Source organism: Gimesia chilikensis, assembly GCF_008329715.1.
Taxonomy (GTDB): domain Bacteria; phylum Planctomycetota; class Planctomycetia; order Planctomycetales; family Planctomycetaceae; genus Gimesia; species Gimesia chilikensis.
Window position 1 is genome coordinate 88,492 of sequence record NZ_VTSR01000008.1, and the last position, 14,193, is coordinate 102,684.

The following is a 14,193-nucleotide window of genomic DNA, read 5'->3' on the forward strand; positions in this document are numbered from 1 at the left end:
CCTGAGTTGCCCTACTGAGGCGCCGCTGCAGGTTTCGGCGCGACTACCGGCGGTTCTTCAAAACTCAACCGGATCTGGAATGGTTCGATCAGAATATCTTTCTGCTCCAGATCGGGTACGACCCAGGTTCGCAGACGATTGCTGCTCGTCGTCTCTTTAAGTACCTGCGAACCATCCCGCAGATCGATGACCTCCAGATCTACCTGATTTCCCGAAGAAGTTGAAATACCCATAACGCGACGGATGCCAAACGTCATCACCGGCAAATCGAAGAACTGCGTGAAATCGATCCCCTGTGCCTCGAGCATCCGGGACCACATCAGCTCTCCCGTTTCACGATCGATGGAATACAACATCCCGTTGAACAGGAGAGACGTCATGCTCAAAGGGCGATACGTTACTCTGCTCTTTACGACATAAGGTAGACTGACAAACACCAGGTACTGCTTTTTGTTCTCCAGCAGCAGCACACGCATCACATTGGGTGCAGCCTGGCCTTTGACTTCGACCTTCTGCTCGCCAGTCCGCAGGTCTCGTATGGAAATCGTTCCATCCGCTGCCACCATGGCGATCTCATAATTCTGCCCCAGCGTATAATTCGTATCTTTGTTGATCTCGAAACTCCAGACCACTTCATCGCTGACCAGGTCCCGCAATTCAAGTCGACGCGTATCATCGGCGGGTGGTCCCAGTGTCAGCAGATAGCGTTCAAAGGCAAAAATCGCCGAGTGACCTGGCTTCAGTTTGAAAGCATTGACCGATTCTCCATTCTGACCACTGCGGACCACGTACCGCGGCTCGGTCCGGCTCTGAGAAGTCATCAGAATCACATGCTCCGCATTGCCAAAATGCCAGCTGTTGTTGGGCAGTCCCTGACGTTTCCAGAGAATTTCCCCAGTCAGCAGATCGGCTGCGATTAATTCGCTTCCCAGTTGATAGCAGAGGAATTCAGAATTGATTGTACCAATGCGTCCCAGTTGTTCGCGATCCGAATTCCGCGTGACATATTCACGCAGCACCGGCGCCAAACCACTGCGTTCAATGGAAATGTAATCACGCAGACTCGGCGGACCGGCGATCATCCTCTGTTTCCAGAGCAGGGTTGGCTGACCATCGGTTTTCCGATTGATGGTATCCAGCACAAAAAACTCGGCCCCAAAATTCACGACCAGATAATTTTCGAACACGCGGGCCGAGAAGAAAGGCTGTTGCGGAACTTCGATCCCGGCTTCCGCCAGTGAGAAGGTCCACAGCGGCTTCCCTGCACCGTCAAATGCCAGCAGCTGTTCTTTCGCCGGCCCCACTTCCAGCCGATGATTTTCGAATAAAGGATTCGTCAGCCCGATAATTTCCACCGGCAGCGATGTGTTTTGCCCTTTGGACTGCTCATCGCGATAAACCTGGGCTGGATAGCCAGGCCAGACTGAACTGGAACGTGACTGTTTCTGAAACTCCGGATCTGACTGCCAGGACTCCGCCACCTGTTGACCCGATTTTCCATCCAGACAGATGACATCGGGCCACTTTGTTTTCAGCTCCTGCAACAACTCCTCTGCCTGAGCATACTGATTGAGTGACACATAGATCTCAGCCAGTCTAGCCGTGGCGAAGGCGGCACTCACAGGCTGAGCCGAGTTGCGCAACTGTTCAAGCTGCTGCATCAGCTGCCGACGCAAGACCGACTGCTTTCCCGGAGATGCTGTTTTCAGCTCTTGCGTCAGCCGCTCAACCAGCAGCATTCGCGCCTGACGGGTCGCCGGCAGATTGCCACAGCACTTGAGGAATCGCTGCAGTTCATCCTGACCGGCAGAGGCCAGGTGGTTCGTATAATAGCTGGAGAAGAACGCATCGATTTCCTGACGTTGCTCTTCATTCGCCCGTACCATCAACAGTTCCAGCTGCGAACGAATCCAGCGATCGGTGCGAACAAAAGCGCCTCCTTTGGCAGTCTCGGTAGAAAACAGATTCTTCAATTCCGAGAGCTTCAGGTAGTTCTCCAGAGCCGCTTTCAGATTTCCCTTGGACTGGTAATTCGTTGCCAGGATCTGGAAGAAACGACGCTGTTGATTTTCATCAACGAGCAATGGTTCAATTTTACTGATCTGACTCTCATACTGAATGAAGTCATGATCGAGACTTTCCAGCATCATGTCTGCATACAGTCGCCGCGCACGGATGGTGGGTTGGATCTCAATCGACCGCTCAATTTTCGCCAGGGCCTGCTTCACATTTCCAGAGTAAAGATACAACTCACCCCGCAAGAGTTCCGCCTCTGCCTGTTTCGCTGGCTGATCGGACTGACTGGCCAGGCGAATCTGTTCAATAATCGACGCCGCCGATCGAAACCCGACGACTTCGGTCTCATTCTGAGCGACCAGCATCCCGCTCCCGGCTGAAAGATTTCCCACCAGCGTGTCAGTCTCGACCCGCGTCCGGGCCAGAATCAGACCATCGTCCAGGCGGATACTCAGGATCTCTCCTGTATCCACAGGTAGAAAATATGTATCCCGCACCACGATGCCCCTTCCGCTGGGGGCTGGAATCTTCTGAGCTTTCGGCCAGGCCGGACTTCCATCACTTAACTTGAGTGCCTCAATTGAACCCGGTCCAACCAGCAGGATATTCCCATCCTGTACCGAGGCAATAAACAGGTATTCCTGCCGCGGTCGCGACCAGATCAGTCGACCATCAAACAGATCCAGGCACTTCAGGTTCTGTCCCGTACGTGACTCTAACAGGACCCGGTCACCCACGATCAAGGGCGTGAATTCCGCCCAGCCTTCGGCGTTCTCGTTCGCATCACGGCTGAAGGCAGCATAAGAGGTAATCGCATTTCGGCGTGGCTCCACATTTCTCCAGAGCAGTTGACGTGTTACGGCGTTGATCCCCACCGTACACCCCGAACCGGTCGGACAGACCAGAACGCCATGGGCCAGCGACGGACTCAATCCCATGCGGCGACGGATATGATCCAGCGGGCGACGATCCGTTGTATAATCACGGGCGATCGGATACTCGCTGCGAAACAGCGACTGCGTCCAGAGCGTTTTACCGGTCTGCGGATCCAGCACCAGCAGACGAAACTCGCGGCCCTCTTCGGCCAGAGCATACAGCTTGCCATTCAGGGGTAACGGCGGCCCGAGGAAGTAGTGCCCCGAATAATTAATCGGGTTCTGCAACCGGGGACCTCCCAGTTCCCAGACGAACTTACCCGTGGCCACTTCAAAGGCCATCAGACGGTTGTAGGAGTTGGGTGAGAGCACGCTCTCCTGGTCTTCCCGACTGAAGTGATAGAAACCGCCGATAAAGCCAACGTTTTCCACGCTGAATACCAGCTTGCCATCTGAGCTTAAATGGCCGACCGTGTAATCCTGCCAGGCTCGCTGCGTCAGATACTTCTGTAACGGGGTCTGGGGCGTACCCAGAAATTCCTCATCGGAATTCTGCGGATCCTTCAGCATCTCGCGGAACAACGCATCCGAAACCGTCGTCTCCCACTTCAGTTTGCCGGACCGCAGGTCCAAGCCCTTCAGGTTATTGTGCGTTCTCACGACAACAGTGTCGCCCGCCACAATCGGACTGGCAGCAGGTAATACCCCCGACAGATGCTTGCGACGGAAGTCACCCAGTTTCTGCAGGATCGCTTCCAGGGGAGGCAGATTTGGATTGTTCTGTAAGAATGGATCGCGGATCGTGGAAAACTGCCACTCCGGTTTCGAGGAAGGGACGGCGAACTCTGCGGAAGCGATTCGCTCTGCATTTCCGCGATAGAGAGTCCAGTCAGACTGTTCCCGGGCTCCCTTCAGATCCAGCGTTCCCACCATTTGGGATAACCACGCGACAGGGTTCTGCCCTTCCTGGAACAACGCGACCTTTTTGCCATTCGGAAAGACATAGTCTGCACCGTTGGTCTCACGAGCCAGCTTCATCAGCGACTGGCGGCTTTTTCCGAGGTTCCCCAGATGGTACCAGGCGACCGCCAGCTTGAACGTCAGATGTGGTTCCTTCTCAGTGGCCAGATCATGCCGTTCGCTGAGCGATTCCCACAACTGCGCTGCAGCCGGTAAATCACCCCGCTCGTAGTAATAAGAACCCAGAGTGTAAGCAGCCTCGGCTCCCGCCTGGGTATGAAAGAATCGTCTAACGACTTCGCGGAGGAGGTCCTGGTTGTCCTGTTCCCGTGCTTCGCGCAGCATCTGCTCAGCGGTGGGACCGTACTGCACCGAATAGTATTTTTTCCCGTCCGGAGGTAACGCCGCCAGTTGATCCTCGGCAGCCCGTTTCAGGCTGTGAAAGCCCACGCCACGATCAATGGCCACAAAATCTTCCGGGGCATCCAGAATCGCCTGCAACTCCGGAATTCCAGCAGAATAATTCTTCTCATCGATCAGCTGGCGGGCATCCTGATAGCGTTTCGAAAACTGACGGCTCGCAGGAAACAACTCCAGTTGATCGCGGCCATTGGGCCACGCATCCAGGGACTCCTGCCCGAAACAGAAATCGGGCAGCAGTAAGCTCAGAATCAGCATGCCCCCATACAGGAAACAGCGGGTGCGTTCTGGAAGTAATCTGGTAGCGTCTGATGCAAACAACATAGGCAAAAGCGGTGTTTCCACGTCCTGTCTAAATAAAATAACTTTGAAATTCGAGCGAGTTTCGAATCTCCTGGCCCTGACCGGACTCACATCCCCGGCAACAGAACTAATTCACCATCAAGCGGGTGTCTTCGACGACTTCCTGAATGCCCGATTGATCCAGCTCCCCGGTACGGAATGCCCGGTTCGCTTTGACAACGCCCTCCCAGAGCATGACATTCACGGCAGCATCCTGCTTTACGTTATAACCCAGCGGGCTGTCAGTACCTTCATACACTGTCAGCGGTACATGTTGAATTTTCTTCTCGCTGGCGATTTGTTTTAACTTCGATTTCTGCTCACCAGGATTCTCACTCAGCAGCACGACGAATGCAGCCAGCTTGTCATCTTTGTGAGCGGCCACCTCTTGATCGATCTGCTGAATCAGAGTCTCGGTCTCTGGTCCCAGTTCCCGCACGAAAATTCCCACCACGGGGCGTTCCCCATACAGACAACGGTAGCAGAGTGTCTTTCCCTCATTGGGACCCGTGACATCTTCCACTTCAAACGGCATCGGGATCTCTCCGACTTCCATTCCCGACTGGAAGGAAACCGTCTCGGTCTGACTCATGTCAGGTTTCGAGGATGCTGATCCCGGGAGAGGCGCTGCTTCCCCCAGTTCGGCTTCCGGTTTGGTGACCGGCATTTCGGTAGAGGCATCCGTTACCGTCTCATTAGACGTTTCCGCTTTCCCACATCCTGCCAGCGTCATCGCAGCCAGCAGAAGCATAGCGGCGGAGACAGACAGGATTTGATTCAAACGGTTACGGCTCATGGGCTTGTCTCCCTGGTAACAAACAAAAAACAACTCACCCGCACCGCCAATTGTATGCCCTCAGCCGGTTGACTGTCGAGTACGAATGACGATTTTTACGGGTGAGTGAACGCTTCTGAACCGTAGTTTTCGGCCCAAAGAACGGTTTTAGGAGCAGGAACTACTTCAGTTCGTTGACTTTCTTCAGGATGGCTTTGCTGTCATCAGCAGCTTTGACCTTGGTGTTCTTCATGGCAACCTTACCGTCTTTGTCGATCACAAAAGTCCAGCGGGCTGCTGTTACACCACGGGTCAGCTTCTCCTTTTTCCCGTCGATGGTCCGCTCAATCGTGGAACCGGGACGCAGGGGAACGCCAAACTTCTTGGCCACACTGCCATCTTCATCTGCCAGCAGCGTGAAGTTCAGATCATACTCTTTTTTGAACAACTGATGATTCCGTACTGAATCACCACTGACACCCACGACTTCTACGTCTTTCCCCTGCAACTTCTTCATGTCATCTCGGAATCCACAGGCCTGCTTGGTGCAGCCACCGGTCATGTCGGCAGGGTAGAAGTAGACCACCAGAATTTTCTTGCCAATATAATCAGTCGACTTCCAGCCTTTGCCCGCGTCATCTGTAGCTGTGAAAGCAGGAGCCGCATCGCCGACTTCCACTTTTCCGGGAGGTGCATTCACCTGCCCCTGGGCACTGGCAGACAAACCACACAGACAAACCAGACTCAACAGGGAGCCGAGGATATTACGATACGATACCTTCATGTCATTCACCTTGTTTAAAATTAGAATTGGAGTTGGAGCTACATTACATCTTACATTTTCAACGTGCCTGCGTCTTCGCTGCAGACAGATTCTCATTCTCTTTTCGTGATCCAGGGACGATGCCGTGATTCTGAAATGCGGTCACTTTTCGGGGCTGCGCGATCAACAGCTGATCCCCCGCGATTACCAGGTTCCCTCCCGTTTCTCCCTGTAAGGCTTGCAACGGGATTCTCTGTTTGAGCATGCCTCGTTCAATGTCTACGACGAGCAATTCATCCCTCAAAGGCCAGTATACGTTCTCTCCAGCGAGCAGTCCTCGCCCATAGCCGAAACCCTCCGGATCGAGATAGCCGGCCTTCCAGCGCAACGCCCCACTTGTCCGATCGATGCCATACAGTTGATTCCCGCTGACCACCAGGGTCCGCGCTGTGACTCCCAGCAGGTTTCGAATCTGTGCCGGCCATTCCCGCTCCCAGAGCAAAAGTCCCGAAGACGCATCGAAGGCCATGAGGGTTTTTGTATCCTGGGGAGCAACGAACAAAATTCCCTGGTCATACAGGCAAGGGACCAGACCACTCGCCATGTGATCGCTCAATTCCCGCCGGGAAACATCGTCTGCGGAAGGATAAGTCACGACCCAGTTGAGTTTCCCATCCTGTGTATTCAGTGATGCGATCGCTCCCATATCCGTTGAGAGATACAGTTGCCCCTCTGCGAGTGTCAGCAGCAGATGGGTGATGTAGTTCACACCTTCTTCAATGTTCCTCAGTGCCAGGCAGACTTTCTGATTCCACAGCATCTCCCCGGTCTCGGTAGAGAAACAGGCGACATTCGTCTGCACTTCGGGAAAACCCCGGTGCAACACGACGTAGAAACGATCGCCGACAACAACAGGCGCCCCTTCAAACGACCAGACAAAATTCTGCTCGCGCAACTCGGCGGAAGAAATCTTCCAGAGCATTTTGCCTTCGCCCTCGTCCAGGTCCAGGCAAACCAGTTCCGAAAACAGTCCCAGCCGCTCATCTTTCGCCACGGAAGTAACCGGCGATCCCATGCGAGCGTATAACCGTCCGTCGGCTACAGTCATCGTAAACCGGGGGACTCCCACGACGGAACGAAACGGCAGTCTGACGGCCCCCTGTAGAACGGAAGGATATATAATGGGACTTGCCTGAGGATCCGCGTCGGACCAGGCGGGTGTTCCCGTCTTCCAGTTGAGTGCATAAATGCGCTCTGAGTCATTAATAAAAACATGCTCCCCATGTACGACAGGGAAGAGTCCCGGCGGCACGCGTTGACCAAAGGCAGGTTTCCGCGTGTATTCCTGACTCCAGACCAGAGGCACACGAAACGACCAGGCTGCTGCTCCGACGTTCAGAGCATGTCCGGCCCGGAAATTACGGGTCTGGTGTCCGGCAAAGGTCTGCATTTCGTCTTGATCATGCGCCAGTGAGACCTGACCGCGATCTGAGAGAATTCCTGTAAGTTGGTCTGCCAGGTTCCCCTGCTTACCGGCGAGTGAGCCTTCCGCATCGGGATACCGCTCGCGAAACACAGCCAGTTCCGCTTCGGCCTGTTTGAAATTTCCCTCGAACAGACTGACCAGAATCAGACGCGCCAGAATCGGCGGCACAGATAAATCGGAATCGGGATAGTAGAAGAGTCCGGTATCACTGCGCGCTGTAGATCCCGGTTCAGGCGGTAGCAGTTTCCGCCAGTAATCCCGCGCCTGTCCCAGTTCACCGCGTTCCCAGGAGATTTCGCCGAGGCGATACAGGGCATCGTCGCCGTAACTGCTCATCAGTGCCTGATCGACAATCTGCAACAGCGGGCCGACTGACGATTCCGCTTCCGCCTCTTCCAGCCACCTGCGGGCTCGGGGATCAACCTTTTCCCGGTAAATCTGAATCGCTTCCGGGGGAAATCCTGCGAGCAGGTTCTGACAGTAAGTCGCCACTCGCAGATAGCGTCCCGGGGATTCAGGATAAAGCGTGTTGCCGTATTCCTGGGAGATCTGGATCAGACTGTTGATCGCGTCTTCCCATTGCGCGCCTGCCAGAAAATCCTGCACGGAGCCCATCTTCTTGAGCACCGCATTATTCACATCCAGGGAGACCGATTCGCGGAATTGATCGGCGGCTGCCTGTGACTCTGTCTGAGCCAGGCTGATCTCTGTCGAGAAAAAGATCGCTCCCAGCACCAGCAGAGCGATGCAACCGCACGGTTTATGCATGGCGAAAACGACCCCACATCATTCAGCAACAGATCTAAGGGCATTAAAAAGGACACGCCCAATCGGACGTGCCCTGTCTGTACGTTTCTCTGATGTTACAGAGGATTACTCGAAATCAGATGCTTTGTATTTGATCTCGCCCAGGTCGAGGGTTTCCCCGTCCTTGACGTTCACATTGAAGCTACGATCCAGGTAACCTTTCTTTTCATGCCAGATCCGGAAAGTCTGCTTACCGGCGGGCAGATTCTTGATGGTGAATTTTCCATCTGCATCAGATACCACAGCGTAAGGATGATCTACCACGAACCAGTAAGCGGTCATCCAGGGATGAATGTCGCACTTAACCTGCATCGGCAGAATTTCAGGAATCGGGTTGGAAACTTCTTTTCCTTCACGATCTTTGGGAGCCAGGATGAAGTTCACAGCCTGGTTTTTGATCGGGAAGGTATGGGTGTTGTGAGCGACGGGATCGTCTGATTTGACAATCACTTTCTGGTCGGTACGAACAATCAGAGCGTGAGGCTCGAAAGTACAACCTTTCTGGTCGAACACGACGGTCTTGTCTTTGGATTCCTTCAGATCGGGATGAATGTCTTTTGCCCGACGCATGTAAAGGAAGATATTCTGGATGCCTTTGTTGTCAGGATTGACAACCAGATCATTTCCCAGATGAGTGTCAGCTGCACAAACGGCAGCATCCTTGACGTTGGGATCGCCTTTCTTTCGCTGTACGGGACGCTCGGGGACAGGACCATCGAAGACAAACTTACCAGTGATCGAACCCCAGCCTTCTGCAGAAGCAGTAACAGGCGTGAAAAAATTCAGGCCAGAGATCAAAACAGCGGCGAGCAGAACCTGGCTAATATTTTTCTTTTGCATAACTTAAACACCTCGTTTATTTGAATTATGATTGAACAGACCAATGATGGAGGCAGGGATACGGTCACCACATTCAGTCTAAGCGGCCCGTCGTTTTGGTAGGTTTCTGGCAGGAATAGTTCGTTTACCGGGTAAACGGCCTGCATTGTGTGAAGTTACTCTCTTCTCAGGATGACAGAACGCAGAACCAAAATCAAGTATATCTGAAACGGGATTACAGCAAATTTCGGGATCTCTGACGTGATTTAACCCGATATAGATTGGTTTTCCAATGGTTTGGAGCTGATTCTGCCCCTGACTCCGCGTTTACAGTCTTATTTCTCTGGCTCCACCAGCCCTGTTTTCCGCAGGATTTCCTCAAAATCAGCCGCCCCCTGCACAATTTCCGCACCGATTTCCACCGCCCAGACCGGAAGCCCTGACAGTTTTTGTTCACTAATTTTCACCAGGTCTTTCGCAGTCGTCAAAATCAGCTCGGCGTCCGCCTGTTCTGCCTCTGAGCCAATTTCCTGCAGGTCGCCTTTACTATAGTGGTGATGATCCGCAAAGACGCGCATGCCGCAAACCCGGCCTCCCGCATCCACCAGTGTTTGCTGAAATCCGCGAGGATTCCCGATCGCGCAAAAACCCCACACCTGTTTCCCGGTCACTTCAGTCAGTTCTCTGGTTTCCCCAGCGGCATTGACCAGACCCCGGGGAGCAAAACGCACATGGGCGATCCGGTGCTCGGGCACAAATTGTTTGACTTCTGCTGTCAGTTTCTCCAGCAACTCAGGCGAACACTGATCCACACGCGTGATCAATACAAATCCCGCCCGCTGCAATCCCGACTTCGATTCCCGTAACAGTCCCCGCGGTAATTGATGACCGTAGCCCCAGGGATTCACAGCATCTATCAGCACGATATCAAGATCACGTGCGAGCCTGCGATGCTGAAACCCGTCGTCCAGAATCAGTAAGCGTGCTCCTGCTTCGATAGCCTTCTCTGCTGAAGCACAACGATCCGGATTCTGATAATGCGGCACCTGCGGGCAGAGTCGATCCAGCAGCAGTTTCTCATCGTTCACTTCACCGGGCAGCGCTCGATAACCGCGGCTGAGTAGCGCGACAGAAACCCCTTCTGCTTGAAACCACTGAGACAGCCAGGCGACTAACGGTGTCTTCCCGGTTCCCCCGGTCGTCAGGTTTCCCAGGCTGATCACCGGCACGCTCACCAGTCGTGCCCGTTTAATGCCCCAGTCAAACAGACGGTTGCGAACAGCGACTGCGGTTCCATAGAAGAGGCTGAGAAACCCGAAACAGGGTTTGAGACACCGGGCACGCCAATCATGTCGGGCGCCGGAAATGATGCTCAGATAGTCAACCTCGTTCACAATTCAGCCTGTCTTCCCGGGTTGGCAGAATTACTGTGCGGGCAGAGTTCAACAAAAACACGCCCTGTCCCGAACATGATAGCTGAGAGGAAGCCTTCTGGCTAACCAGCGGCCAGACTTCATCAATCAGAATCTACCACGTTCCGGACAGGGCGTGCGTGCACAGGGAGGAATCGAGTCGAACAGGTTCAGCAGTCGTTCCCGGCTCGAGCTGACAGGAACACCTCTGAACCCCGGCACCTTACCGGTGGGTGCCGTCAGTTGGAGGATACGGTTTGTAACTGAGTTCGACGATTCGTCCCATAATCAGACGGACTCGTCTGGTCTGGGGAACATTTCCTGTCTCAGGGAAAATCGCATATACCTGATAGACATGCTGAATCCCGGGAATTAAAGGACGCTTGGTCACGAATTCCCAGATATCATCATTCGCAGGATCACGATATCCCACCAGCTCATCGCGTTGTCGGTTCAGTGCCACCACGCGAATGTCGGTCGCACCTGGAGCATAGATATCCAGACCGGCATCGCGCGGATGCCCCTCCGGACCGTCGGCCGGCATCATCCGCGTTGGTCGACGATAGGCAATGCCCATCGTTCCCGGATAATGCAGAATCGTCGGTCGCACTGCCGGAGCGGGAATTAACCCCGCTTGCGGCGGGAGACCACCACCGGCTGGCATCCCATAAGCACCAGCCACAGCACCTCCAGACTGGCATGACCGGCAGCCACCCTGCGAAACGTTTCCCACACCATAAACGACTCCCTGATAATATTGATCAACGAACGAGTCTCCGCAGCCGCAGGAACTCATCCCGCAGCCGGAACCACATTTGTGCTTATGACCGCATTTATGTTTGAAGCCCGGACGCCACGGACTGCAGCACGCTCCTTTATGGAACATCGACAGACCGCCCATCTTGCAGTGACCACATTTGTGACCGGCTTCAAGCCGGTCTGAGATCACCAGGCAGGAAATTCCCAGCACAAGCAGTCCGGTCAGACCTGCCCTGGCAGTATTTTTAATTTTCATCTGAATCTATCGCTCCCTGTTTGAATGAGACCGAACTGATATTCCCGCCACCTCGGCGCAGACAGTGACGTTTCTCACACACTTCTCTACTCGAATTAATAACACACTCACACACGATTGGTATGAAACGGACCAGCCTGCACTCCTCTCAGAATGAAACTGATCTGATAATGAAAGAGATCCCCTCTTCCTTATCATGCAGCTGGAACCGTCGGGGACCCGCTGTTGTATTTGCCGGAGTGGAAACCCACTCGTAATTCAAGCCTATCACTCCGCGCTATGCGTGCTGGCTCGATTTCGAAGAAACCCGCGTTTCCTCTCCTTGAGTTAAACCGCTGTAAGCATCCTGCTGAACTGGCAAAAGAACAGGCACACCCACTCTAGATAAGCCTGTTAACCTATGAGCGTTATCAGCAAATAGAGAAGACCATTGAATGGATTTTCACCAGTTGTAATAAAAATACCGTTTGCGGGTAGTAAGTGCTCAAAGCCAGTTATGGAAACTGTTTGCGACATCATGAACAATCGCATCAGGTCATCTGAATCGGGTTCGATTACGCAGCTTAATCCGTCCAGAACCGGCAGTTGCGACCGGAAAGAGACAACATTGACAATTCAACGTATGCGAACTAAATTGCCACAACCAAAGTGTCGATGCCGACTGATGTATTTGTCACACACATGCCATTTACTGATGTTCTGAATCTCAAATTTGATCTCAGAAACTGAAACACAGTATAATACTGGCTAACTGATTCAGGCTTGTGCATCTCGACTGTCTGCTGAACTTTGGCACCACAGTCATCTGCCTGCCGAGCCCGTTTTTACAAATAGTGTGAAACGTCTCTGTGAATGGATTCTGCACTATAATGATGTAAGGGTTATGTGCTGAAAGTCGGTTATTATCCCTGGCCGGATGAAATCGGTCTCAGCGCCTCGACTTGAGTGATACATCGAAGTTAATTCATTTTTTGCAGAAGTGAGATTCAATAATGCTGAAAAACTGTATTTTCCGGTTCGGCGTCCTGAGCCTGTGTCTGTTTGTCCTGAATGCTGCCCCATCATTCGGACAGGACTGGGCGATGAAGATGTTCGACAAAGACAAAATCGACTTCGGCGTCATCGCCCGTGGTTCCGATGCCGAATACCGCCTGAAAATTAAGAATATCTATAAAGATCCCGTCCATATTGCCAACGTTCGCACCACTTGCGGCTGTTCTGCTGCTGAGCCTTCCAAGAGCATCCTGGAAAGTGGCGAAGAAGGATACATCCAGGTCAAAATGGATACCGCCCGCTTCCAGCGTCGCAAAGATTCTAACGTGATTATCACCATTGACGCTCCCCAGTATGCTGAAGTCCGGATCCCGATTACTTCGTATATCCGTACCGATGTCGTCTTCACACCGGGTGCTGCCAACTTTGGTTCTGTCGAAGTCGGTAAAGGTGCAGAGACCACTGTGGCTCTCGCTTATGCAGGCCGTGAAGACTGGGCACTGACCGGAATCGAATCCCGTAACCCACACGTGACTGCCAAGGCTGTCGAAACGAATCGAGGTGGTGGACGCGTCAATTACAACATCATGCTGACTCTCGATCCCAAGACTCCTAAAGGTCCAATCCGGGAACAGCTCATCCTGAAAACCAACGACGTTAACTTTACAACAGTACCTCTGCTGGTCGAAGCCCGAGTCGAATCTGACATTACCATTACCCCCGAAGTCGTTTCTCTGGGTATGATGGTTCCGGGACAGGAAAAAACAGTCAATGTTGTAATGCGGGGCAAAAAGCCATTTGAAATCACAAAGATTGAATGCGAATCCAACGATGAAGCATTCAAGATCCGCATGCCGAAAGCAGCTCAGCCCATTCACGTGCTGCCGCTGACAATCGTTCCTCCCGATAAACCAGGTGAATACTCAGAAGAGTTTACCGTGACCATTGATGGTCGCAGTGAACCGATCACCTTCAAAGCCTTCGGTCGGATTGCTGAAACAAAAACCAATTAGTGGTTTTCATTGCGAGAAAAAGGACGTCCTTCGGGGCGTCCTTTTTTTATGGTCTCTGTCATACAGGCAGGAGGCAGCTTAAGTCACTTCTCGTCTGCTTCCCGCAACCGAGCGAGTACAATTTCCAGCATCAGCGGATGCAGGCCCAGATGCCCACACAATTTAAACTCGGTCCCGGGGAATTGTGTCGTAAATTCACTCCGGTGCTCTTCCAGATCATTCTGCACATGGACGCCTGCTGAGAGAAAGTAGGGCAGCATCAACACTTCGTCCGCTCCTGCAGCCATACAGCGTTCCGCCCCCTCAGGAATCGTCGGCTCTGCCAGTTCCAGATAAGCGATCTCGATGATCGGAAACACAGACCGCTCCCGCAACATCTCTGCCAGCCGCACGAGATCCTGATTTGCCGCTTCACGTCGGCTGCCGTGTGCGATCAGCAGAACAGCCTTCCTTCTTGCATCAGACATGGATTCATCCATAATAGAGTGTACTGAAAT

At 53.1% G+C, this 14,193-nt stretch carries 9 protein-coding genes; 1 reads left to right on the top strand and 8 read right to left on the bottom strand.

The window, feature by feature from the left end:
* Positions 1–11 precede the first annotated feature (11 nt).
* From FYZ48_RS12610 to FYZ48_RS12640, 7 genes are all read right to left on the bottom strand, one after another.
* Positions 12–4,595: an outer membrane protein assembly factor BamB family protein gene (locus tag FYZ48_RS12610; protein WP_187781997.1), complete on the bottom strand. Its 4,584-nt coding sequence runs from the start codon at positions 4,593–4,595 to the stop codon at positions 12–14.
* A gap of 106 nt (positions 4,596–4,701) precedes the next feature.
* The gene (locus FYZ48_RS12615; RefSeq protein WP_149340887.1) at positions 4,702–5,409 is read right to left on the bottom strand and encodes a hypothetical protein; all 708 of its coding nucleotides are present in this window, start codon (positions 5,407–5,409) and stop codon (positions 4,702–4,704) included.
* A gap of 160 nt (positions 5,410–5,569) precedes the next feature.
* A complete protein-coding gene (locus FYZ48_RS12620) occupies positions 5,570–6,172 on the bottom strand; it encodes a peroxiredoxin (RefSeq protein ID WP_145036255.1) in 603 nt (200 codons plus the stop codon).
* A gap of 58 nt (positions 6,173–6,230) precedes the next feature.
* On the bottom strand, positions 6,231–8,405 hold the full coding sequence (locus FYZ48_RS12625; RefSeq protein ID WP_149340889.1) for an outer membrane protein assembly factor BamB family protein: 2,175 nt from the start codon (positions 8,403–8,405) through the stop codon (positions 6,231–6,233).
* Between the two features lie 105 nt (positions 8,406–8,510).
* Positions 8,511–9,284 (bottom strand): hypothetical protein, encoded by a 774-nt coding sequence (locus FYZ48_RS12630; RefSeq protein ID WP_145180523.1) that lies wholly within the window; start codon positions 9,282–9,284, stop codon positions 8,511–8,513.
* A 314-nt stretch (positions 9,285–9,598) separates the two neighbouring features.
* Complete coding sequence (gene lpxK, locus FYZ48_RS12635; protein ID WP_187781998.1) at positions 9,599–10,657, bottom strand: tetraacyldisaccharide 4'-kinase; 1,059 nt, start codon at positions 10,655–10,657, stop codon at positions 9,599–9,601.
* A 241-nt stretch (positions 10,658–10,898) separates the two neighbouring features.
* Positions 10,899–11,690, bottom strand: a complete 792-nt coding sequence (locus FYZ48_RS12640) for a hypothetical protein (RefSeq protein WP_149340894.1) — start codon at positions 11,688–11,690, stop codon at positions 10,899–10,901.
* Positions 11,691–12,682: 992 nt separating this feature from the next.
* On the opposite strand from FYZ48_RS12640, the gene FYZ48_RS12645 reads away from it, so the two are divergent.
* Positions 12,683–13,696 carry a DUF1573 domain-containing protein gene (locus tag FYZ48_RS12645; RefSeq protein ID WP_145180517.1) on the top strand — a complete coding sequence of 338 codons (1,014 nt, stop codon included), beginning with the start codon at positions 12,683–12,685 and terminating at the stop codon, positions 13,694–13,696.
* An 83-nt stretch (positions 13,697–13,779) separates the two neighbouring features.
* Here FYZ48_RS12645 and FYZ48_RS12650 read toward each other — a convergent pair whose 3' ends face one another.
* Positions 13,780–14,175, bottom strand: coding sequence for a sirohydrochlorin chelatase (locus tag FYZ48_RS12650; RefSeq protein ID WP_149340896.1), 396 nt, complete (start codon positions 14,173–14,175; stop codon positions 13,780–13,782).
* Between the last annotated feature and the right edge of the window lie 18 nt (positions 14,176–14,193).